Annotated in this window: 21 protein-coding genes; 14 read left to right on the plus strand and 7 right to left on the minus strand. The window is 72.6% G+C overall.

Annotation, left to right across the window (positions count from 1 at the left end; translation table 11 throughout):
• Window positions 1–335 precede the first annotated feature (335 nt).
• Together ADK41_RS28435 and ADK41_RS28440 are read right to left on the minus strand one after the other, a co-directional pair.
• Entirely contained in the window at window positions 336–1,514 is a 1,179-nt protein-coding gene (locus ADK41_RS28435; RefSeq protein WP_030834915.1) for a GDSL-type esterase/lipase family protein, read from the minus strand.
• Between the two features lie 73 nt (window positions 1,515–1,587).
• Complete coding sequence (locus tag ADK41_RS28440; protein WP_030834917.1) at window positions 1,588–2,157, minus strand: TetR/AcrR family transcriptional regulator; 570 nt, start codon at window positions 2,155–2,157, stop codon at window positions 1,588–1,590.
• A gap of 311 nt (window positions 2,158–2,468) precedes the next feature.
• Here ADK41_RS28440 and ADK41_RS28445 point away from each other — a divergent pair, with 311 nt between their 5' ends.
• Window positions 2,469–3,002 carry an alpha/beta hydrolase gene (locus tag ADK41_RS28445; RefSeq protein ID WP_030834920.1) on the plus strand — a complete coding sequence of 178 codons (534 nt, stop codon included), beginning with the start codon at window positions 2,469–2,471 and terminating at the stop codon, window positions 3,000–3,002.
• A gap of 16 nt (window positions 3,003–3,018) precedes the next feature.
• Here ADK41_RS28445 and ADK41_RS28450 read toward each other — a convergent pair whose 3' ends face one another.
• Both ADK41_RS28450 and ADK41_RS28455 read right to left on the minus strand, forming a co-directional pair.
• Window positions 3,019–3,675, minus strand: coding sequence for a MerR family transcriptional regulator (locus ADK41_RS28450; RefSeq protein WP_030834924.1), 657 nt, complete (start codon window positions 3,673–3,675; stop codon window positions 3,019–3,021).
• A gap of 327 nt (window positions 3,676–4,002) precedes the next feature.
• The gene (locus ADK41_RS28455) at window positions 4,003–4,614 is read right to left on the minus strand and encodes a TetR/AcrR family transcriptional regulator (RefSeq protein WP_030834927.1); all 612 of its coding nucleotides are present in this window, start codon (window positions 4,612–4,614) and stop codon (window positions 4,003–4,005) included.
• 130 nt (window positions 4,615–4,744) lie between these two features.
• Here ADK41_RS28455 and ADK41_RS28460 point away from each other — a divergent pair, with 130 nt between their 5' ends.
• The 7 genes from ADK41_RS28460 to ADK41_RS28480 all read left to right on the plus strand — a co-directional run bounded on the left by ADK41_RS28460 (window position 4,745) and on the right by ADK41_RS28480 (window position 13,286).
• Window positions 4,745–5,392 carry a hypothetical protein gene (locus tag ADK41_RS28460; RefSeq protein ID WP_030834929.1) on the plus strand — a complete coding sequence of 216 codons (648 nt, stop codon included), beginning with the start codon at window positions 4,745–4,747 and terminating at the stop codon, window positions 5,390–5,392.
• 115 nt (window positions 5,393–5,507) lie between these two features.
• Window positions 5,508–7,118, plus strand: a complete 1,611-nt coding sequence (locus tag ADK41_RS28465; RefSeq protein WP_030834932.1) for an alpha/beta hydrolase — start codon at window positions 5,508–5,510, stop codon at window positions 7,116–7,118.
• The gene (locus ADK41_RS28470; protein WP_234319081.1) at window positions 7,115–7,507 is read left to right on the plus strand and encodes a DUF3159 domain-containing protein; all 393 of its coding nucleotides are present in this window, start codon (window positions 7,115–7,117) and stop codon (window positions 7,505–7,507) included. The genes ADK41_RS28465 and ADK41_RS28470 overlap by 4 nt, the downstream gene beginning before the upstream one ends.
• Before the next feature lie 2 nt (window positions 7,508–7,509).
• Entirely contained in the window at window positions 7,510–7,638 is a 129-nt protein-coding gene (locus ADK41_RS43985) for a hypothetical protein (protein ID WP_267883157.1), read from the plus strand.
• Between the two features lie 351 nt (window positions 7,639–7,989).
• Window positions 7,990–8,151 carry a BBE domain-containing protein gene (locus ADK41_RS39930; protein ID WP_234319083.1) on the plus strand — a complete coding sequence of 54 codons (162 nt, stop codon included), beginning with the start codon at window positions 7,990–7,992 and terminating at the stop codon, window positions 8,149–8,151.
• Window positions 8,152–8,342: 191 nt separating this feature from the next.
• Window positions 8,343–8,735 (plus strand): effector-associated constant component EACC1, encoded by a 393-nt coding sequence (locus ADK41_RS28475; protein ID WP_051843551.1) that lies wholly within the window; start codon window positions 8,343–8,345, stop codon window positions 8,733–8,735.
• Between the two features lie 3 nt (window positions 8,736–8,738).
• Window positions 8,739–13,286 carry a caspase, EACC1-associated type gene (locus ADK41_RS28480; RefSeq protein WP_030834938.1) on the plus strand — a complete coding sequence of 1,516 codons (4,548 nt, stop codon included), beginning with the start codon at window positions 8,739–8,741 and terminating at the stop codon, window positions 13,284–13,286.
• Here ADK41_RS28480 and ADK41_RS28485 read toward each other — a convergent pair.
• Window positions 13,193–14,074 carry an AraC family transcriptional regulator gene (locus ADK41_RS28485; RefSeq protein ID WP_078662170.1) on the minus strand — a complete coding sequence of 294 codons (882 nt, stop codon included), beginning with the start codon at window positions 14,072–14,074 and terminating at the stop codon, window positions 13,193–13,195. The genes ADK41_RS28480 and ADK41_RS28485 overlap by 94 nt on opposite strands.
• A 131-nt stretch (window positions 14,075–14,205) precedes the next feature.
• Window positions 14,206–15,033 (minus strand): helix-turn-helix domain-containing protein, encoded by an 828-nt coding sequence (locus tag ADK41_RS28490; RefSeq protein WP_030834944.1) that lies wholly within the window; start codon window positions 15,031–15,033, stop codon window positions 14,206–14,208.
• 111 nt (window positions 15,034–15,144) lie between these two features.
• On the opposite strand from ADK41_RS28490, the gene ADK41_RS28495 reads away from it, so the two are divergent.
• The 5 genes from ADK41_RS28495 (at window position 15,145) to ADK41_RS28520 (ending at window position 20,642) form a co-directional block, all read left to right on the plus strand.
• Window positions 15,145–15,921, plus strand: coding sequence for an alpha/beta fold hydrolase (locus ADK41_RS28495; RefSeq protein ID WP_030834946.1), 777 nt, complete (start codon window positions 15,145–15,147; stop codon window positions 15,919–15,921).
• Between the two features lie 199 nt (window positions 15,922–16,120).
• A complete protein-coding gene (locus ADK41_RS28500) occupies window positions 16,121–16,930 on the plus strand; it encodes a sulfite exporter TauE/SafE family protein (protein WP_030834949.1) in 810 nt (269 codons plus the stop codon).
• Between the two features lie 363 nt (window positions 16,931–17,293).
• The gene (locus ADK41_RS28510; protein WP_030834952.1) at window positions 17,294–18,475 is read left to right on the plus strand and encodes a sensor histidine kinase; all 1,182 of its coding nucleotides are present in this window, start codon (window positions 17,294–17,296) and stop codon (window positions 18,473–18,475) included.
• The gene (locus ADK41_RS28515) at window positions 18,462–19,133 is read left to right on the plus strand and encodes a response regulator (protein WP_030834955.1); all 672 of its coding nucleotides are present in this window, start codon (window positions 18,462–18,464) and stop codon (window positions 19,131–19,133) included. The genes ADK41_RS28510 and ADK41_RS28515 overlap by 14 nt, the downstream gene beginning before the upstream one ends.
• Before the next feature lie 270 nt (window positions 19,134–19,403).
• Window positions 19,404–20,642 (plus strand): serine hydrolase domain-containing protein, encoded by a 1,239-nt coding sequence (locus ADK41_RS28520; protein WP_030834958.1) that lies wholly within the window; start codon window positions 19,404–19,406, stop codon window positions 20,640–20,642.
• A 339-nt stretch (window positions 20,643–20,981) separates the two neighbouring features.
• Here ADK41_RS28520 and ADK41_RS28525 read toward each other — a convergent pair whose 3' ends face one another.
• The gene (locus ADK41_RS28525) at window positions 20,982–21,557 is read right to left on the minus strand and encodes a TetR/AcrR family transcriptional regulator (RefSeq protein ID WP_051843553.1); all 576 of its coding nucleotides are present in this window, start codon (window positions 21,555–21,557) and stop codon (window positions 20,982–20,984) included.
• Window positions 21,558–21,728: 171 nt separating this feature from the next.
• Here ADK41_RS28525 and ADK41_RS28530 point away from each other — a divergent pair, with 171 nt between their 5' ends.
• Complete coding sequence (locus tag ADK41_RS28530) at window positions 21,729–21,995, plus strand: creatininase family protein (protein ID WP_030834965.1); 267 nt, start codon at window positions 21,729–21,731, stop codon at window positions 21,993–21,995.
• Window positions 21,996–21,998 lie beyond the last annotated feature (3 nt).

Consider the following 21,998-nt stretch of genomic DNA (forward strand, 5'->3'; position numbering starts at 1 on the left):
AGTGATCGCGGCGGGCAGGCAACCGCCGAGGACGCGTTCCAGCGGCGAGGCGGTGTCCACGACGGTGACCGGGATGCCGCGGGCGGCGCAGGCACCGGCCGGCGGCCTGCGCTTACTCCTTGGCGACTGCGCTCGCAGTGCGCGGGCCCGTGCGTGTTCAAGCCGGTCGGCGAGGAGGCCGAGAAGACCGACCGGACTCCACCGGCGCCATCCGTCGATGTGCCCCCATGCAGGTCGCCACACCGTCTGGTGGGCGCGACTCCCGAGGTCCCCGGCAGCAACCGGACCGAGGTCGTTCCCCGCCACCTCTCCGGTCGCCGTGGCGGACTCACGGGTCAGCCGGTCGTGACGGCGAAGGGCCCGTTGCCCGCGAAGACGAGCTCGGCGAAGTTCTCGCCGATGCGGCGGTGTCCTTCGGGACCGGGATGGATCGCGTCCGGCAGGGGGATCTCGTCGTGGTCGCTCTGGCCGTAGAGGTCGAGTCCGTCGAGGTAGTGGAGGTTGGGGTCTTCGGCGGACCGCTGCCTGACGATGTCGGCCAGGACGTCACGGACGATCGTGAGCGTCAGCCGTCCTGCGGCGGTCTCGGCCGGATCACCGGTGGCCTTGAACTTCAGGGTTCCCTCGGAGAGGTCCGGCATGAGAGGTCCGGGGGTGTTCTCGTGGGTCGGGCACAGGACAGGGGAGACCAGGAGCAGGGGGGTTGCGGGATGGCCCTCGCGGATGGTGTCGAGGAAGCCATGGACGGCGGGGGCGAAGGCGCGCAGGCGCATGGCGTCGCTGTTGACGACGTTGATGCCGAGCTTGAGGCTGATCAGGTCCGCGGGGGTGTCGCGTATCGCGCGGGCGGTGAACGGGTCGACCAGTGCGCTGCCCCCGAATCCGAGGTTGATCAGCTCCACATCGCCTGCGGAGGCGGCCAGGGCGGGCCAGATGGTGCTGGGGAAGACGGCGTTGGATCCGTGGCTGATGGAGCTGCCGTGGTGCAACCACACCCGGCGCCCGGTCTTCGGGGCCGGCTCGACGGGGACGTCGGTGCGCAGGGCGATGACCTCCGTGATCTCCGCGTGGGGGAGCCAGATCTCGATGTCCTTCTCGCCGGCGGGGAGGTCGGTGAAGTGGGCCGTGCCGACGGGGCCCGGGGTGAATTCCGCGGTCTGGGTCCGCATGTCGGTGATGGTGCGCAGGTTCCCGCCCGCCACGGTGGCCTGGGCGGTGAGGCGGCCGTCGACCAGGAGGTCGTAGACGCCGTCCGGCGGGGACGGGAAGCCCCGGTAGACGCGTTTGGTCGGCAGGGTGTCCAGGCGGATGGTGGTGGCGCTGGTACGGAAGGCCAGCCGGACACCGGAGGGCTGGGCCTCGGCCACGGTCAGCAGGTCGTCGGGGATCTGGCGGCGCGCCCGGGCAGGCAGCCGGTGCGGCAGCAGGCCCTGGGCGGTTTCCTCCACGTCGAGGTGTCCGCGCAGGAAGTCGGCGGTGATGGGGGTGGTGATCAGGTTCTGTTCGGCGCTCATTGCCTCAAGTCTTCTCGTTCCGGGGTGGGGTGCCGGGTCGGTCCGGGGACGCCGTCGCGGGTGACGCGGCCGGTCAGGGGGTGGATCGGCTCCGCAGTGCGGTGTCGAGGCGGTCCAGGGTCCAGGCCCAGGACTGCTGCGCGGCGACGTCGGTGTGGTCGAAGCCGCCGGCTGCCTCCAGGGAGGCGTAGCCGTGGAAGACGCTGCCCAGCATGCGGACCGCGTGCGTCTGGTCCGGCTCGGCCAGGTCGTAGCCGCGCAGGATCGCCCGTGTCATCTGCGCGTGCCGGACGCCGGCGCTGGCCGCGGCGGTATGCGGATCGAGCCGGAACCGCGCCGCTTCGTACCGGCCGGGGTGCGCCCGGGCGTAGTCCCGGTAGGCGTTCGCGAAGGCCGTCAGGGCGTCCTTGCCTGCGCGCCCGGCCACGGCGTCGGCGACCCGGTCGGCGAGTTCCTCCAGCGCGAACAGCGCGATCCGGGTCTTGAGCTCGTGGGAGTTCTTCACATGCGCGTACAGGCTCGCCGGCTTCACGTCGAAACGCCGGGCGAGCGCGGACAGGGTCACCTGGTCGAAACCGGCCTCATCGGCGAGCTCCGCACCAGCGAGCGTCAGCCGCTCCGGACTCAGTCCTGCCCGAACCATGACCATCACCTACCTCAGGTATGCCTATGGCCAATATAGATTCACCTACAAGCTATAGGCAAATGATGCACCCCTTAAGGTTTGGCGCACTCTGCGGAGCGGGGCGAACGACCACGCTCTTTCACGCGCCAGAAGGGGTTCTTCGACTCTCCGTGTCGCGCGTGGGCGCCCGGAGCGTCGGACGGGCGTCACGGTCGGCGGACCGGGGATGCCGGGAGAGCCGCCGGCCCGACCGCGGTCCGCCCGAGGGGGCGTGCTCGCACGAACACGGGCGACCTCTCGTACCGCGGCGCCGGTCCGGCTGGGACCGAGTGGGGCGAGGGCCGCAGGACCACCGCGTCCGTGACCCATGGGGCGGGTCCGGATGGGCGCAGACCTGGCAGGCGCTGCTCGAAGGCGACGAGGCGCTGTCGCCGGCCGACAACGCCCTGACCGTGTTCCTCTCCGTCACCTGCAACGACGTCGAATGGCCCGAGGACGTGTCCACCTACCGGCGGGGCGTCGCCGAGGACCGGGAGCGCTACCCGCTGTTCGGCGCCGCCACCGCCAACATCACACCGTGCGCCTTCTGGCCGTACGCCCCCGCCGAACCGCCGGTGAGGATCGACGCCGAGGGCCCGCGCAACGTGCTGCTCCTGCAGAACCGGCGGGACGCGTCGACCCCGCACCGGGGCGGGAAGATGCTGCGCGAGAAGTTCGGCGACCGCGCCCGGCTGGTCAGCGTCGACGACAGCGGGCACGGCGTGTACGCCCTGGGCGAGAACTCCTGCGCGTTGAACACCGCCACGCGCTACCTCGTCGAGGGCGAGATGCCCGCGAAGGACGTGTTCTGCCGCGCGGACTGACCTTCCTCGAGGGCCGTCACCATGGATCGTCCGTATCGGGCAGAAGGGTGCGCAGACGCCGCATCACGTCGATCCGGGCCGGATTGCAGAGATCGGTGACGGCTCTGCCGATGGTGCGAGCGGTGTGCCACCGGCCGCGCGGGGCGTCCGACGCGAGGTCGCTCAGCCCGGGATGCCTGACCCGCAGGCCTCGGACGTAGGGCACGAGACGCTCAGCGGGACTCTGGCGCGCCTGCTCGTCCGCGTAGGCGTCCCTCCCCTTGGGGCCGAGGACCGTACCGAGGACGGTGACGGAAGAGCGGTCCGGGTCGGGCAGCTCCGCCGTTTCGTCCACGGAGGCGAAGCGGAGGGGGAGATCGGTGGCGGCCGTTCTCCGCATGAGGGCGCCGACCTCGGCGCGCGCGTGTTGCAGGCGTTCGACGGTGGCGGCCGGCTCATCGTCGAGAGCCCGCGGATCGCGCGGGTCCGGGGCGCAATCCGGGCCGTCACGCATGTCCGCGATCCGGGAGAGGGAGAAGCCCGGAGCGGCGAGGCGTTTGACCCGGAGGAGTCGGACGAGATGGCTGACGCCGTACTGCTTGTATCCGTTGGAGCGGCGCTCGGGCTCGTCGAGCAGGCCGATGTCGTGGTAGTGCCGTACGGCCCTGAGGCTGGTGCCGGCCGGCTCCGCCATCTCCCGGGTGCTCCACGCCGTGATCGATGTCTCCCTCACCGTCCGCCGCCGTCGGCGCGGTCGCGCCGTGGGCTCGTTGAAAACCATGACGCAACGGCAGACCGGCGCGGGGCAGAGCGCACGAGGGGGCGGTCCGCACCCTCTCGGTGGGGTGCGCGGACCATCGAGGTCACCGCGGTCGTCGTCGAGGACTCCATGGCCGGCGGCGCGCTCATGGGGCGGGTCGCCGCCGGCCGCCCCGGCCTGCACACGTCAGTGCACGTCTCACCGTGCTCCCACGTCCCTGCCCGCCGGGTGGGACCGGTGCAAAGGGGTGGTCGGTCCGGTTCACGGCCGAGCCGGCCCGGCGGGTGGCGCGGGCCGGGTGGAGAGGACGTGGTCGACGGCGGCGTTGAGGGTCTCGGTCTCGGCGACGAGGACGGATCCGCCGGTGGGCAGGGCGCGTTCGACCGAGAGCCCGTTGAGGACGGTGAGAAGGAACCTGACGTTGCGGGTGTGGTCTCCCGGGGGCAGGGCGCCCTCCTCCTCGAGCACGGTCAGCCAGTGTTCGACCCGGCGCTCCGCCTCCCGCTCATGGCCGAGGTACGCGGTGCGTACCGCTTCGGTCGGCTCGGGTTCGATGAAGGTCCGGTACATCGTGCCCCATGCGGTTCGCGCGTCTTCGTTGGTGCCGAGCGGTGCGAGAACCTGCCGCAGGCAGTTCAGCAGCCGCTCGCGGGGCGGCAGCGTCCGGTCCCGGATCGGGTCGCCGGGCAGCAGGTGTGCGTAGATCCGCGCGAGCAGGCTGTCCTGCAGGGCGCGCTGGGTGGGGAAGTGGAACCTCAGCGAGCCGGTGCTCACCCCCGCACGCGCGGCGACCGCTCGCACGCTCAGCTTCGCCGCCATGTCCTCGGCGAGCATCTCTGCAGCTGCCCGGAGGATCTTCTCGCGTGTTTCCATGCTCCGCTCTCCTTCGTTTCTCCCCAGCCCCCTTACTGTACTAGCACGCCGTACTAGTACAGCGTGCTAGCGTTTCTCTAACACGCTGTACCAGCAGGAGTGCGGCTGAGGTGCACAGGAGGGTCGGAGCATGGCGTGGAAGCAGTGGGCGGCGTCGAAGCGGCTCAAGCCGGGAGACGGCAGAGAGCTCCAGCGGTTCCGCTGGTGGCAGCTCCCCCTGCGCTCCCTGTTCTGGCTACGGCTCCCCGGCGCCGACGGGCACGCCCGCCTGCACGCCGTGGACGTACGGCACTGGGCGCGGTTGGACAACAGCAGGATCCGGGCGCATCTGTTCCTGGACGGCAGGCATGTGGCCGAGTCGAAACTGCCCGCGGCCTTCCCCGTCGACGGGGGCGTCATCGAGGTGGCGATGAGCGCCTACGGCATCAGACGCTGCCACTACCGCCCCTTGAGCGGACAGCCGCGTCAGCTCACGCCCGACCCGGCCTCGGCGGAGGGGCGGCGGGCGCGCTTCGGCGCCCGCCATCCGGGGCTGAGCCGGGCGATCGGCATCGGATCGGTGGTGCTGCTCGTCATCGGTGTGGGCCTGAACCTGTTGCAGCTCGCCGAACCCGTCTCCCGCATTCCTCCCGTCACGCAGCGGGTCGGAACGTTCGAATCGCCGGTGCACCTGCCGATCTGGCTGAACCTCGCACTGGGGGGCGGAGCCGTCCTGGCGAGCATGGAGCGCGCGCTCCGCCTGCGGTACTCCTCCCTGCTCGACGCGGCCGGGCGCTGACCCCCTCGAAGCGAGAAGGCACGACCGACGCCGGCCCTCCCCGGCCGGCTTCCCGCGCGACCGGCACGGCCCGGTCGCGCGGAACGACACGCGTACGGAGAAAGGGAAGATCATCATGATCCAGTCGAGGTCAAGGCCCACCGCCCGGTACGGCGCGGCGCTCGCCGCGGCCCTCGTGGTCCTGACCGGGTGTTCGTCCGGCGCCTCGGGGCCGCGCAGCATATCCGCGGCGGTCACGTCGGCCTCCGTACCGTCTCCGGACCCGCTCAGGTGGAACGCGTGCGGGAAGGACCTCGAATGCGCCACGATCAAGGTGCCGCAGGAATACACCGAGCCCGATGGCGCGCGGATCCCGCTCGCGGTCATGCGGCACCGGGCCACTGATCCCGACCACCGCATCGGCAGCCTGGTCTTCAACCCGGGCGGGCCCGGAGTCTCCGCGACCGAGACACTGCGCAATCTGCCCAGGACGGCCGGGACTCCCGGCGCCTTCTCACCCGCCGTGCTCGCCCGATTCGACGTCATCGCGGTGGACCCGCGCGGCGTCGGCGGATCACAGGCCGTCCGCTGCCTGACCGACGAGCAGCGAGCCGACGCCGCCGGCACCGGCTTCGACCCGGCCGTCCCCGGGGGCAAACCCCTGCCGCAACTGCTGAGCGACGCCGCCGCGTTCACCGACGGCTGCGTCACACACCAGAGCAAGAAGTTCCTGGCCAGCCTGTCCACCGACAACGTGGCCCGCGACATCGACCAGGTTCGCTCCGCGCTCGGCGAGGACGAGATCACGTACTACGGCTTGTCCTACGGCACCGTGGTCGGCCCGATGTACGCCACCCTGTTCCCTCACCGCGTCCGCCAGATGGTGCTCGACGCGCCCGTCGACACCAACCTGTGGTTCGGCGACTCCCTCCCCTTCCTCAACGACGTCGCCGTGGCAAGCGAACGGACGCTCGACGCCTGGTTCGAGACCTGCCGCACCGAAGGGACCGCGGTGTGCCCGTTCGGCGCGGGGGACCCGCAGGCGGCGTTCGACACACTGATCGACACGCTGGAAGCGAAGCCGCTGAAGATCGCACCCCTCGAGGGCGTCACCCCGGGCGGCCGACTCGACGGCGCCATGGCCCTCGAGGCCACCCGAGCCCTGGCCGGCGACCAGCACACCTGGCCGTTGCTGACCTCGGCGCTGCTGGCCGCACAAGGCGGCAACGGCACTCCCCTGTACACCCTGTGGAGCAGCGTCACGGTATCCCCCTTCCCCGTCCCCACCGCGATGTTCGAAGCCCACACCGCGGTACGCTGCGCCGACTGGCGGACCCCGGCCGGCATCGCCGCGCACAAGGCCGCAGCCGCCAAGGCCGTCACCGAGGCCGAGCGGATCGGCACCCGGGCCGCCTACTCCGCCCTGAACTGCGCTCGGTGGCCCGCGCCGAACAAGGACCGCGTCACCAAGCCGCTCACAGGCGCCGACGCGCCGCCGGCACTGGTGGTCGCGGGCCGACTGGACCCGGTCACCCCCCACCACTGGGCCGAGAACATGACCCGGACCCTGGACTCCGCGGTCCTGCTCACGCGTGAAGGAGTCGGACACGGCTCCTACGGCGCCAACACGTGTGTCGACAGCGCGGTCGACGCCGCCCTCATCCACGGCGCCCACCCCGCCGACGGCACCGTGTGCACGACGGACACGCCCGCCACCACCCGTCCCCTCGTCCCCGCGAACCGTTGAGCCACAGCCGGTCGTCACCCGCGTACGCATGCGCACGGCATGATCGTCGAGCGAGCAGACCACGACGACGCCTCCCTCCCGGCAACGGCGCGGGCGCCGGTTCCGCCAAGGACTTCTTCCTGCTGGGCATCTGGGTGGCCTTCGCCGGTTTCCTCGCCACCTTCGGTTCGGTCCTCTTCCGCCGCCCGCTGACCGGCGTGGCGTGGAACCTCCTGCACGGGGGCACGCACGCCTGGCGCGAGGACCGTCAGGTTCTGCGGGCACACGACATCGCCACCCTCGCCGCGGCACTCGTCCTCGGATCCCGGTTCGTGGTGAAGCAGTGGCTCTACGTTCACGACGCCACCGGCTGGCTCGCCGTCGCGAAGATCGCCATGGGCACTCCCTGACCGTGGTGGCCGCGCTGGTCGTCGCCTGGGCCTTCCGCAGGACGTCGAAGCACCTGGTGGGGAGCCGGCCGGCCGAGACGACCGCTCAGCAGCAGGCCGACCTGACGCCTCGCCAGGGCGCGTCCGGGTAGCGACGCCGTCACACCACATCAGCAGAGGAAGGACCCCTGGACGTCGATCAGCCATGCGCACACGGAGACGGTGCGGGAACTCGGAGCCTTCGAGAGGACCATCGACCTCTGCATGCACCGGAACCCCGTCCAGTTCTCCCTGGTCGCCGAGATCGACCGGAAGGTCTCCGAGCTGACTCCGGCACGGGCACTGCGGGAGGTGCAGGCACGGCACCCGCTGCTTCGCGTCTCGGTCGACCGCCGGGCTCCTCGAGCCCGATACCGCTGGGCAGCGACGGTGGCTCACCCCACCTGCGCTGGCTGGAAGAGCTTCACGCGGCGCTCGAACCGTTCTCGTTGCCGGGCGGCTACGTGAATTTCCTGGGGCCGGAGACTCCCGACCAGGTCGCGCACTCCTACGGGCCGAACACCCGGCGCCTGCCGGCCGTGAAGTCCGCGGTCGACCCGGACTCCGTCTTCGCCGCCACACCGCTCCCCCTCGGGACCGCCGACACCGGTTCCCCGCCCGTGTGAGGCGCAGGCGACGTCGCCAATCCGGCCGTCGGAGGCCTCCTCCCCTCTGGCCGCCGGAGCCCTTGCGCGGAGGCACGGCCTTCGGCGTACCCGGAACCACGTGACGGCCGAAACCCACCTGGAGACAAGGGAGTGACGAACGTACCCTCGTACGGCTCCGCCTCGACGGAACGCTACGGAGGTCAACGCACGTGCACATTGCCCTGGAGGTCGGCGGTACCTCCGAAGACGCCTACGAGCTGCGGCAGTGGCTGCGCGGCGACCCCGAGCTGCGGCCGGCCGTCGTCCCGCTCGTCCCCGCATCGCCTGCGCCCGGATCGATGGGCGCGTTCGGCTCGGTCATCGAACTGCTGCTCCAGCCCGGCGGCCTGACCGTGACGCTGGCGGCCGGCGTGGTGGCCTGGCTGCAGACCCGGCGCGGCAGCCAGACCGTGACGATCACCAAGCCGGACGGCACTCAGGTCGTCGTCACCTCCCAGGGTGTGCGCGGCCTCACGCCGGAGAGCAGCGGAGAGCTGGCGCTGGAGGTGGCGCGGGCCCTGGAGGAGCCGGCGCGGCAGCCCTCGGGTCCCGAGAACCCCTGAGCCGTGACGGAGAGATGGGGGGATCTCGCCGGACCTGACTGCCGCGCCGTCGTCGTCGGCACCGGACAGCAGAGCGCGGGTGAGCGCGGCGGCCCGGACGGCGGCGTGCGGCTCGCCGGCCTGCCGAGCGCCGCGCACACCGCGCGGGAGCTGGCCCGGGTGCTGCGCGAACGGTGTGGGATGGCGGCGGGCCGGGTCACCGAGCTCATCGACCCGGCCGGCCCGACGGAAGTGCTCGCCGCGCTCCGCGACGCCGTCGAGGCGGCGGCGGGCGGCGTGGTGCTGTTCTGCTTCACCGGGCACGGCCTGCTCGGCCCGGGCGGGCAGCTCTATCTGGCCACTGCGGCCACGGCACGGCCCGACGACACGGTCACCGCCGTGCCGTACGCCGAGGTGCGCCATCTGCTCGGCGACGCGTCCGCCCGCGCGGTCGTCGTCCTCGACTGCTGCTTCTCCGGCCGGGCCGCGGCCGCCCCGAGCGACGCCCACCGCGACCCGTACGCGACCGCCCGTCCGCCCGGCAGCTTCCTGCTCGCCTCGGCGTCCGGCTACGCCGCCTCCTTCGCGCCCGTGGACCAGCCGTACACCCTCTTCGGCGGCGAGCTGGTGCGGCTCCTGGCGGAGGGCGACCCGAGCGGGCCGCGCTGGCTCACCCTGCTCGACGTCTACCGGATCCTCGACCGGCGCTTCCAGGGCGGCCCCGCCCGCCCATACGCGGAGGGCGTGGGCCGGGCCACGGATCTCGTCGTGGCGCGGAACGTGTGCTCTCCGGCACCCTTGGAGGAAGCCGACGTGCCCGCGGGCGGCGGCCCCTGCCCGTACCCCGGCATGCGCCCGTTCCTGCCCGAGCAGCGCCATCTCTTCTTCGGGCGCGAGGAGCCGGCCCGCGAGCTGCTCGACCGGGTGGCGCACGGCGACGGGCCGGTGGTGCTCGTCGGCGCGTCCGGGGCGGGGAAGTCCTCGCTCCTGCGGGCCGGGCTCGTCGCCGGACTCGAGGAGCGGGGCACGGGACCGGTGCTGCTGGTCGAGGGGCCGGGCGCGCGGCCCTTCCGTACGCTGGTCGAGCGCTGGGCGCGGGCGGTGGACCGGCCCTTCGAAGAGGTCGAACGGGAGGTGGGCGCCGGGCGCTTCGGAACCGGCGGGCCCGAGGTCCTGGTGATCGACCAGCTGGAGGAGCTCTTCACCGACTGCGTGGACCCGGAGGAGCGGGAGCTGTTCGTCCGGGCCGTCTCCGGCGCCGGAGCGGCGACCGGGCCGCGGATCGTCCTCGGGCTGCGCGCCGACTTCTACGGGCTCTGCATGCGCGACGCGCGGCTCGCCCGCATGCTCCGGGCCGGACAGTTCACCGTCCCCGCCATGTCCGACGAGGAACTGATCGCCGCGATCGAACGGCCCGCCGAGCACGCCGGCCTGCGCCTGGAGGACGGACTCGCCGGCCATCTGCTGCACGAGCTGCGCCGGGAAGCGCCCGGCGGCGAAGCCGACTCCGTCGCGCTGCCGTTCCTCGCCCACGCCCTCCAGCAGACCTGGGCCCGGCGCCGCGGCACCCAGCTCACCTTCGCCGGGTACGAAGCGGCCGGCGGGATCCGCGGCTCGGTCGCCCGGGTCGCCGACGAGCTGTACGACGCGCTGGAGCCGGCGGGCCGCGAGCGGCTGCGTGAACTCCTGCTGCGCATGGTGACGTTGGTCGACACCGAGGGCCGGGCCGCCCGCCGCCGCCTCCCGGTCCCGGAGGCGGCGGGCGAGGCCGAGCGGGAGGACCGCGAGCTGCTCGACCGGCTCGCGGACGCCCGCCTGGTCGTCCTCGACCGGGGCGAGGCCCAGCTGTGCCACGACTCGCTGCTCCACGGGTGGCCCCGGCTGCGCGACTGGATCCGCGACGACCGGGTGCGGTTGCTCGTCCTGCGCCGGGTGGGCGACGCGGCCGACAGCTGGGCGGAGGCGGACCGCGAGAAGAGCGCCCTGTACCGGGGCGATCAGCTGGCCGCGGCGCGGCAGGAACTCAGGGGCGAGGGCCCCCGGCTCCGGCCCGTGGAGCGGGACTTCCTCGCCGCCAGCGACCGGGCCGAGCGCCGCGCCCGCCGGATCCGAACCGGCGTCGGGGCGGTCGTGGCCGCGCTCGCCGTCCTCGCCTCCTTGCTCGCGGTGCGGGCCGACCGCGCCCAGCGCGACGCCGAGGCCCGCGAGAGCGTCGCCGTCGCCGAGCAGCTGGCCGCGCAGGCCGACACCATGCGCGAGCGCGACCCGCAGACCGCGCTGCGCCTGAGTCTCGCCGCGTACAGGACCGCCGACACCGGCGCCACCCGCTCCAGCCTCTACGCCGCCTACCTCTCCCGGCCACAGGTCGACCTACGCGGTGACGTCCGGCAGCCGGTGGTCGATCTGGCGTACGGGCCCGGTGGCCGCGTCCTCGCCACCAGCCAGCGCACCGGCGTCGTCCGCCTCTGGGACCTGGGCCGGCCGAACGCGCCGGTGCGCGGCGCCGCCCTGGAGCGCCTGCACGGCACCGCGCCCCTCGCCTTCTCCCCGCGCTCCCCGCTGCTCGCCGCGCTGAGCACGGACGCGCTGACGCTGTGGGACGCGACCGATCCCGTACACCCGAAGCGGCTCGGGAGCCTGAAGCTCGCCGAGGACCAGTCGTACAGCCTCGCCTTCAGCCCGGACGGGCGGACGCTGGCGGCGGGCGGGGAGAACGGGCGGCTGCGGCTGTGGGACCTCTCCGTGCCGTCCGCTCCGCGCCCGCTGTACGACAGGAAAGTCGCCCGGGCCCACCTGATGGCCGTGGCGTTCAACCGTGACGGGCGTTTCCTCGCCGCCGGCAACGGTGTGAGCGAGGACGCCGCAGGCAAGGAGCGCCCGGCCGAGGTGCGGCTGTGGGACGTCCGCGACCCGGCCCGCCCGGCTCTCCTCACCACCGCGACGGCCGACTCGGTGATGGCGGTGGCCTTCCACCCGAAGCGGGACACGCTCGTGGCGACCGGAGGCGAGAGCGCGATGGCCTGGTGGACGGTCCGGGACGGCGGACGGCGGCTCGCCCGGATCAGACCGACGGACTCGTTCGAGGGCGGATGGGGTTACGGCGGCAACCTGCCCTCGCTCGACTTCAGCCCCGACGGCTCCGCCCTCGCCGCCGCGTACGGCGCCCGGCCCGGCAAGGCCACCATCCGGAGGGTCGCCGAACGCGACGGACCGGAGCAGCTGTCCTCGGTGAACGAACGCGGCTCGGTGCCGAGCGGCGAGCCCACCCAGGCGGTGGCCTGGAGCCCCGACGGGGCCTACCTCGCGGCGGGCGACGTCGGCGGCAACGTACGCCTCTGGCCCGAGCACACGCCCGGGCTCGCCCTCCGGGGGACCCTCGCCGGCGGGGACCCGGGGGCCCATCCCTACACGCGGGACGGCCGGTTCGTCCTCACCCGCGAGGCGGTCGTCGGCTCCCCGCACAGCGTGGCGCGCGTCTGGGACATGAGCGGGGCGGACACCGTGCGCGGGCGGTCGCCGAAGCTGCGGTTCACCGTGCCCAGGCCGTGGGAGGCGCAGTACTTCCTGCCCGGCCGCGACCGGCCGGTGCTGCTCGCGCACCGCTGGACCGAGGACACCGACGAGCACGCCTTCCGGATCTGGGACCTCGGCGGCGACGGACCGCCGGTGGCGGGCGCCGAGATCCCGGTGCGCTCGCCGAACGTGCGCACCGCCGTCTCGAAGGACGGCCGGCTGCTGGTCGTCGGGACCTCATCGGATCCGACGGCCGCGATCTGGGACCTGAGCGACCCGCTCCGGCCGGTGCGGCGCGCGGTGATCCCGGTGACGCCCTCGGCCGAGCCCGAGAGCATGCTCTTCATGGGCCCGGGAGCGCTCGCGACCGTGGAGGCCGAGGGCCGCGGCCGGGGCCTCGACCTGCGCCTGTGGGACCTGAGCGACCCCGTGCACCCGTTCCGCGTACCCGAGCCGCTGAAGGGCGCGGCGGTCGCCCGGGCGACCTACGTCCACTCCCTGCGGCTGCTGCTCACCGACGGCGACGCCCAGACCGCCAGGCTGTACGACCTGCGGGACATTCGGCACCCGAAGTCCGTGGGGACGCTGCCGGCCGCCTCGGGCGGCTACACCCCGGTCGGCGGCGGTCTGCTCGCGACGACCCTCCAGGACGGCACCGTACGGTTCTACGACATCCGCGACCCGCGCCACCCGGTGCTCCGGCACGCCCAGCGCCTCGACCGGGAGGTCACCGCCATCACGCCCGACCTCGACGGCGGCCGCGTGCTCACCGCCGAGCCGTACCGCGTCTGGGACGTCGCCGCGGACGGCAGCTGGCGCATCCCGGCCTTCGCCACCCTTCAGGGCGTGCGGAGGGTGGACCTGCTGCCGGGGCGGACGCCGTTCATGACGGTGGTGGCGGACGCCCGGTCGAGCGACCGCGGCCCGCAGTACACGTACCTCCTCGACCGCGATCCGCGAAAGGTCTACGACCGCCTCTGCGCGACCCACCCGCTGGGCGTCGAGCCGGACCAGTGGAAGTCCCTCTTCCCACAGCTCGACCACCGACCCTCCTGCTGACGGGGCTCGCGCGAAACCGGGAGGGCCTCAGAGCGGTAGGCGCTCGGCGGACGGCCGAGCAGCGCGCGGAAGGCCGTGGTGAACGCCGCGGGGCTGTCGTAGCCGAGCTCGACCGCGATCCGGGTGACCGGTACGCCCGCGGCCAGGTGCCGCAGGGAGTGCACGATGCAGGCGCGCCGCCGCCACTGGGCGAAGCTCAGGCCGGTGGCGCTGCGAAAACGACGGCCGAGGGTGCGCTCGCTGACGCTCAGGGCCGCGGCCCAGCGGGCGGGCGGGTCGTGGATGTCGGGGCTGCGCAGGAAGGTTTCGCACAGCCGCCGCAGCCGGGGGTCGGCGGGCAGCGGGATGTCGAGGGGCAGCGGCGCCAGGTGGGCCAGTTCGTGCAGCAGCAGGTCGACCAGGGCCGCGTTGCGGCCGTGCTCCGGGTAGCGCGGCGCCATGTCGACGGCCGCCAGGAGGAGTTCGCGCAGCAGTGCCGAGACCTCGACGACCCGACAGTGGCCGGGGAACCACGGCACGGCCGCGGGCTCGATGTAGAGGCTGCGGGTGCTGACCTTGAGCATGGTGACCTGGTGCCGGGTGCCGGCCGGGATCAGCACCGCGCGGTCGGTGGGCACCGTCCACGTCCCCTGTGCCGTCGCCAGCTCCATGACGCCGGTCGCGGCGTACAGGACCTGGGCCCGGCGGTGCTCGTGGTAGGGCAGCAGATGGCCGGGCGGGTAGTCGGTGCCGATGGCCAGGACGGCACGGTCGAGGGCGTCGACCTCGTCGACGCGGACGTTGCGCACACGGCCAGACTAAGAGGTGACGCGGGTACTCACGGTGGGACACCGGGACAGGGAGGCGAGCACGAGGTTCCGGTGATCACGGGGGTGTGACGCCGTGTAACACAGAGGTGAGTGTTCTTGTGGCCGCCTCCTCACTCGGCGGCCACCCTCGCCTGCCACGCGCCCGGGCGTTGGCCTGTGGCCTTGTGGAAGAACACCGAGAAGTTGGATGCGTCGGGGAAGCCGAGCAGGTCGGCGCAGCGGGCGGCGGTGACGCGGTCGTGTGCGAGGAGCCGTTTGGCTTCCAGGGTGATCCGTTCGACGATGTACGCCTTCGCGGTGCGGCCGGTGGCCTGCTGCACCGCTCGTGAGAGGGTGCGGGGCGCGTATCCCAGCGCACGGGCGTAGTAGCCGGCGTCGTGGTGTTGCCGGAAGTGCGCTTCGACGCTGGAGCGGAACAACCGGAACACCGGAGGGGTGAGCCGTGCTTCGGCGTGCGGTGGGTGCAGTCGGGTGATGAGCGCGGAGAGCAGGATGTCGGGCAGCTCCGTCCGGGAGTCACCGGGCGGGGCGGATGCTTCGAGGAGGAGATGCCTGCGCGCCGTGTCGACGAAGGGCCAGTCGGCGTCGGGGATGATCCACTGCGCGGCCGGGTCAGGAGAGGCGACCAGTTCTCGGGTGGCGCGGGTGACCGGCGCGGTCGGCACGAACAGCACGAGGTGACCTGCCACGTCGGCGATGTCGTCCCACCGGTGCACGGCGCCGGGTGGGATCCACACCGCGGACCGGCCCTGGAGCGGGTGGCGGCGGAAATCGACGGTGACCGAGCCGGGTCCGGCGTCGATGACGGCGAGGACGTGGAAGTCGGCGCGCTGCGTGCCGCCGTCGTTCAGCTCGCGAAGGCGGCCGAACGTCATCGTCTCGACCGAGGCGTCGCGACGTCCCGCGGGCTGGTGGGTCATGTGCCGGATCACGCTCACGTGTCCAGTTTCCACCATCGGGTGACCAGTCACGCCGATGCCCCGTCCGGGTGCGGAAGTTTCAATGGATGCACGGGGCAATCGCCCGGAGCATCGACTGGAAGAGCCATCGTGGATACGACGCAGCAGACGCTACTGCCCACTTACGACCATCGGCCGGGGACCGGACCGACTCTGGTGTTCCTGCACTACTGGGGCGGTTCCGCCCGCACCTGGGACCTCGTCGTCGACCGCCTGGCGGGCCGTGACGTGCTCACGATCGACTTCCGCGGGTGGAGCCGGTCGAGCGCTCTGCCCGGTCCCTACACGCTCGGTCAGCTCGCCGACGACACGCTCGCCGTGCTCGCGGACTCGGGGGTCACCGACTACGTCCTGGTGGGGCATTCGATGGGCGGCAAGGTCGCACAGCTGGTCGCGGCCACCCGGCCCGCCGGCCTGCGGGGCCTGGTTCTCGTCGGTTCCGGACCGGCGAAGCCCGCCGCACAGGTCACTCCCGAGTACCAGGAAGCCCTGTCGCACGCCTACGACTCCGCCGAGTCCGTGGCCGGGGCACGGGATCACGTCCTCACCGCGACCGAGCTGCCCGCGTCGGTCAAGGCACGGATCGTGACCGACTCGCGGACCGTCGCCGACGCCGCCCGCACCGAGTGGCCGCTGCACGGCATCGCGCAGGACATCACCGAACACACGCGCAGGGTCGGCGTGCCCGCTCTCGTCGTCGCCGGAGAACACGACCAGGTGGAGCCGGCCGGCGTGCTCCGCGACAACCTGGTGCCCTACCTCTCCCACCCCGACTTCGTGGTGGTCCCCCGCACCGGTCACCTGATCCCGCTGGAAGCCCCGGCCGACCTCGTCGACGCCATCACCGCGTTCGCGCCGGCGACCTGACCGTCCCCGCGGCCCGACGACGGGCCGCGCCCCGCCCCGAGCCGGCCGCCCGGGGTTACGGGGCGACGTGGTGATCGGCGCCCGTCACCCACCGGTCGCCTCCCCGTCCGCCTGCCGCCGTGGAGGGTGTCGGATACGCGCAAATCTCCGGCGCTCATTCGATGGCCCGCCAGACGGCCGGGTCCGTAGCGTCGATGCGGTGCTGACCTCCTTCTTCATCCTGCTTCTGTTCGGCTGCCTGACCGGTGTCACCACGGTGCTCTTCGGGTTCGGCGGCGGCTTCGTCACCGTCCCCGTCGTCTACGGCCTGTGGAGCGTCACCGCGCGCTCCGGCGCCGACGCGATGCACGTGGCGGTGGCGACGTCGACGGCGGTCATGGTCGTCAACTCGGTCTTCGCGACACTGACACAGTGGCGGCAGAGCCGGCTGCGCCGGGAGTACCTCTGGCCGCTGGCGGCGTTCGTGACGGCCGGCGCGGTGGCCGGGGCGTTCGCGGCGACCCGGATCGGCGACACGGCGCTGCGGGTGCTGTTCGCCGCGTACCTGCTGGTGACGATCGCCGACAGCCTGCTGCGCAAGGGATTCCTGTCCGTACCGCAGACCTCGGAGCCGCGACCGCTGAGCCGGCCGGCCAGGACGCTGGGCGGGGTCGGGATCGGCGCGGTCGCCGCCTGCCTGGGCGTCGGCGGCAGCGTGATGACCGTGCCGATCCTGCGCCGCCGGGGCCTGCCGATGGCCGAGGCGACGGCGATGGCGAACCCGCTCAGCGTGCCCGTCGCCGTGGTCGGCACCGCCGTCTACGCCCTGGCCGCCCCCGCCCTGCAGGCCCGGGCCGGACGGCTCGGCTACGTCGACCTCCTCGCCTGCGCCGCGCTGCTGGGCGGCTCACTGCCCACCATCGCCCTCACCCGCCGCATCGCGGCCCGCGTCGCGGACCGGGTGCACTCCGTCGCCTACGTCGTCCTGCTGGTGACCGTGCTGCTCGTCATGCTGGCGACGGGAACCTAGGAACTCCCGTCGCGAGGTCTTCGGGGGCAGCCTGCGGACGCGTGCGCATCCGAGGGCGAGGAACAGCATCGTCGTACACGTGCGGGGAGCGACCGGCGCAGGACCGAGGCGGCGACGCGTCGGTCGTGCTGAACGAAGACCGGGGCGACCACGGGCGAGCCCTTGACGTCGTGGTGCCTGCGTTCGACTCCGCCCTGATCCTCGTCGTGGGTCAGGGCCTGTCCTGCGTCCGCCCGGTCTCCGGCTCGGGCGGGCGTTCGGTGGCTGCCCGTTGGCACAGTGCCTCGGCACACGCCCCCACCGCCCTCGCGCTCTCCGCCTCGAACTTACGAGAAGATCAGTAGTGTCGAACGGATGAGAGTGATGGACCGCAGGTGGCACGGGTGGGGCACCGACGCCGGGTTGCTCGTGCTGACGTTCCTGCCCGCGCTTCTGTCGCAGCCGTACGTGGATGTCTCCGGACCGGCTTGGGCGTCGCTCACTGCGTACGAAGCGGTTGGCGTGGTGGTCCTGCTGCTGCGGCGGCGGCTGCCGGCCACCGCCTTCGTCGTGGGTTTCGGGGCTCTTCTGGCGGCGCTGGTGTGGAGTGCGGGCGAGGGGGCCAAGCTGTCACCGCTGGTCTTCCTGCCGCCGGCGGTGCTGCTCTACAGCCTGGGCCATCACGGTGCGAGCTGGAGGCGGACGGTGTCGGCGGTGCTGGGCGTCGCCGTGCTGGGCGTGGCGGGTCTGTGGCTGAACCGGATGACGACCGATTCCAGTGACTTCCGGGGCGGTCTGGACGTTCTCGCTGCGCTGGCCCCGATGCCGCTGGCCTGGGTGATGGGGTTCGCCGCACGGACGCGGCAGGCGCTGCTGGCCGCGGCGGAGCAGCGGGCCGCCGACGCACGCCGGGCGCAGGCTCTGGAGGCGGCGCAGGCCGCGCAGCGGGAGCGGGCGCGGATCGCCGGTGAGATGCACGATGTGGTCGCGCACTCGCTGACCCTGCTTGTCGTGCACGCGGAGACTTTGCGGGCCCGCGGTGGCGAGTTGCCCGACTGGGCTCGTGCCCAGGTCGACGGGCTGGCGGCGGCGGGCCGACAGAGCAGCGGTGAGCTGCGGGATCTGCTGCGGATGCTGCGCGATCCCTCGGATGCGGTCCCGCTCCGGCCGACGCCGGACCTCGCCGAACTGGACACGTTGCTGGACGGCCACCGTGCCTTGGGAGGAAGGGTCGAGCTGATGATGGATCTCGCGCCGGAGGCTGTGCCGGGAGCGGTGCAGCTGGCTGGTTATCGTGTCGTGCAGGAGGCACTGGTCAATGCTCGTCGGCACGCGCCCGGGGCGCCGGTCCGGGTGACGGTCGCGTCGGTCGCGGGACGGTTGCGGTGCGAGGTGGTGAACGGCCCCGCCGCGCGGCGTGGCGCGGCCGATGCGGGCATCGGACTCGGTCTGGTGAGCATGGACGATCGCGTGGGTGCGCTGGGGGGCGATCTCACCGCGGGCCCGACCGGCGACGGCGGCTTCCGCGTGGTGGCCACGATGCCGTTGGAGTGTGCCGGTGGCTGAGCAGATCAGTGTGCTCGTGGTGGACGACGAGCCGGTCATCCGCGCCGGGCTGAGCGCCATCCTGGACAGCCAGCCGGGCATCACCGTGGCGGGTACCGCGGACGACGGCGAGAATGCCGTCGAGGCGTGCGCACGGTTGCGGCCGGATGTGCTGCTGATGGACATCCGTATGCCGCGCCGCGACGGCCTGTGGGCACTGGCCGAGCTCAAGCGCCGCGGACTGACCGGGCCGGGGCGCAGCCGGGTGATCATGCTGACCACGTTCGACGTGGACGAGTACGTCGACGACGCGCTCGCCGCCGGGGCGTCCGGCTTCCTCCTGAAAAACAGTTCCTACGAGGAGCTGACCGGGGCCGTACGCGCCGCGGCGGCCGGACACAGCACACTGAGCCCCGCGGTGACCCACCGGATCATCGAGGGCCATCTCCGTGGCCGGCGGCGCCCCAGCGACCATGAGCTGGCGCGGCTGAGGACCCTTACCGAGCGGGAGGCCGACGTGCTGCGTCTGATCCGCGACGGCCTGAGCAACGCCGAGATCGCCGACCGGCTCGTGGTGAGCCTGCACACCGTGAAGACACACGTCAGCCGTGTGCTCACGAAGACCGGCTGTCAGAGCAGGGCGCAGGCTGCGGTGCTGGCCAGGAACACCTTGTCCTGACCCGTCCTCGGTGGGCTGGGCGGCGAGGCGCCGTCTGCCGCGGGGTCATTCCTTGGAGTGACCCCGTGCCGGAGGGAAGCCCTCCATCGAGCGATGTGCCGGGGGCGCGCCGCTGGCTGAATGGTCGCTGTGCGCGGAGCCTTCGAACGCGTTCACCGGGGTGAACGCCACATCCCTCCACGCACGAGCAACTGCCACGCGCCGAAGGGAACTGCCATGTCCGCACACACTCCGTCTCGCCGTCACCGGGTTCTTCGAGGGGCGCTCACCGTGGCGTTGGCCACTTGGATGGGCGCGGTGCTCGTCGGCTGCTCGGACGACGGGCAGGACGGGGCCGGACCCGCGGCCGGGCGGGGGACGGCGCACACGGCTGCCGCCGGGCGCCTGAGCGTCCTCGCGCAGAAGGCGGCCGACACCGGCTCCCTCGGCGTCATCGTCCGGATCGACCGCGGCGACGGGAAGCCCGTCGAGATCGCCCGCCAGGCCGCCTGGACGAAGGACGACCACCGCCTCGCCGTCGGCGACCGGTTCCGGGTCGGGTCCAACACCAAGACGCTCACCGCGACGCTCGTCCTGCAACAGGTCGCCGAGAAGCGGATCGGCCTCGACGACACGGTCGAGGAGTGGCTGCCCGGACTGGTCAAGGGCGGTGGGCACATCACCGTGCGGATGCTGCTCAACCACACCAGCGGCCTGGACGACTTCCTGCTGACGCCCGAGTTCCTGCCCTCGCTCACCGGTCAGGAGCAGCGCACATGGAGGCCGGAGGAACTTCTCGCCACCACTCCCGAGCAGGACCCGCCGACCGGGCCCGGCGAGAAATACTCCTACAGCAACGCCAACTACGAGGCCCTCGGGCTGATCCTGGAGAAGGCCACCGGGAGCAGCCTGGCAGAGCTGATCGAGCAGAGGATCACCAAGCCGCTCGGCATGAAGGACTCGTTCCTGGCCACGGACGCGGCCTGGCACGCCGGGAAACGCCACGCGACCGGCTACGAGCCGGACGCCAAGCGCCTGAAGGACCTCCTTTCCGGGACCGTGGACCTGCCCGAGGGCGTCGGATTCGCCGGGCCCGAACGTCCCGGGGACAACATCGACACCACCGCCATCGACCCGAGCTGGGCGTGGGCGGCAGGCGGTATGGTCTCCACCGCGCAGGACTGGCAGCGCTTCCTCACCGCGCTCACGTCCGGCCGGTTGCTGCCCGAGGCCCAGATGGAGCAGATGCGCACCACCGTGGACGCCCCCGAGGAGGGCGGAGGTTACGGTCTGGGCCTGATGAAGGTGGACACGCCCTGCGGCACGGTCTGGGGGCACACCGGCGGCCTGCCCGGCTACTCCAGTGAGATCTACACCGACACCACCGGCACCCGTAGCGTCGCGGTCCTCACCGTCACGAACTTCGGCGTCAAGGAAAGGAAGGCCGCGACCGCGAACAAGGCCCTCGTCGACGCGGCCACCTGTCAGATGCTGGGCAACCCGCAGCCCTCGAACAGGACGACCGCATGACGGGCACCGCACCCGGTCCGGGAACGGGCGGTGCGGCACTGCGGGAAGCGCCAACGCGGTGGCACGTCCCCAGGAGCACCCGACGCCCCCCGCCCCGGCGGCCCGCGAACACATCCTGCGCATCCGTGCCGTAGACCGTGTCGAGCGGTGTGTCGCAGCCGACGCGGCGTGGTGGCCCTTCGCCCTGCGCGTGGCGAGCCGACCGCCGGCGCGTTCGCCGCCTGCCGGACCCCGGAGCCCTCGTGCCCGTCTCCCGGGGTGACGGGCGACGTCGCCGGAGCGTCCGTCGGGACGGGGCCGCGCGAGCGCTTCCGCAGGCGACGGGGAACAGTCACCCGGTCACTCGTCGCCCTTCCCGCGTAGGCCGAGGAGCTCGGTCACGAGCCGGCGGGCGTACGCGGCGTCGAGCCCGGCCGGGCGGAAGAGGATGCGATACATCATGGGGGCGACGATGCGGTCCATGACCGTCTCGACGCCGGGAGTGTTCTCCTCGCGGTCGGTGGCCCGGGCGAGAATGACGTCGATCTGTTCGGCCGCGTAGGCCGAGCACTGGCCGGCGTTGCTGCCGTCCGGGTCGCCGAGCAGGGCGTCGCGGACGTAGGCGCGGCCCGAGGCGGACGTCATCTCGTCGAGGAACTGTTCGGCCCACGCCGTGAGGTCGGACCGCAGGTCGCCGTGGTCCTCCGGTTCGGTGTCGGGTCGCAGCCGCTCCACCGCGACGTCCGAGAGCAGTTCCTGCAGGTTTCCCCAGCGTCGGTAGATGGTCGACGGGGTGACTCCGGCGCGCTGGGCGACCAGGGGGACGGTCAGCGCCTCGCGGCCCCTTTCCTCCATGAGTTCCCGTACAGCGGTGTGCACCGACGCCTGGACGCGTGCGCTGCGCCCGCCGGGGCGGACCCTTTGCTTACTGCTCATCGCGCCAGCCTAAAGCACAGTCCTTGCGTTTAGCGGGCCTCGATACCCGGGCTCACTGAAGCCGAGCATTCGCTTCCACGGCTCAGGAAGGGTTCTTGGCCATGCCCGAGAATCGCTGGAACCCGTCTGAACGCTTCAGAGCTGCGCGAACTGGCGCAGCGTGACGCCGTCGTGCTGCTGCCGGTGGGCTCGAACGAGCTGCACGGTGAACACCTGCCGACCGGTGTCGACGACTTCCTCGCCGTGGAGGTATGCCGCGAGGCCGCCGTTGTCCCCATGGCCGTCACCCCGTCGGTGCGGTGCGGCTCGGCCGAGCACCACATGCCCTTCGGCGGCACCGTGACCCTGTCGCTGCCGACCCTCCACTCGCTCCCGCGGGATGTGTGCCGCTCGATCCTGTGCTCCGCCGATCTCATCGTCGCGCGCATCCGGTACTGATCC

Origin of the sequence: Streptomyces caelestis, assembly GCF_001279005.1 — a bacterium.
GTDB lineage: Bacteria > Actinomycetota > Actinomycetes > Streptomycetales > Streptomycetaceae > Streptomyces > Streptomyces heliomycini.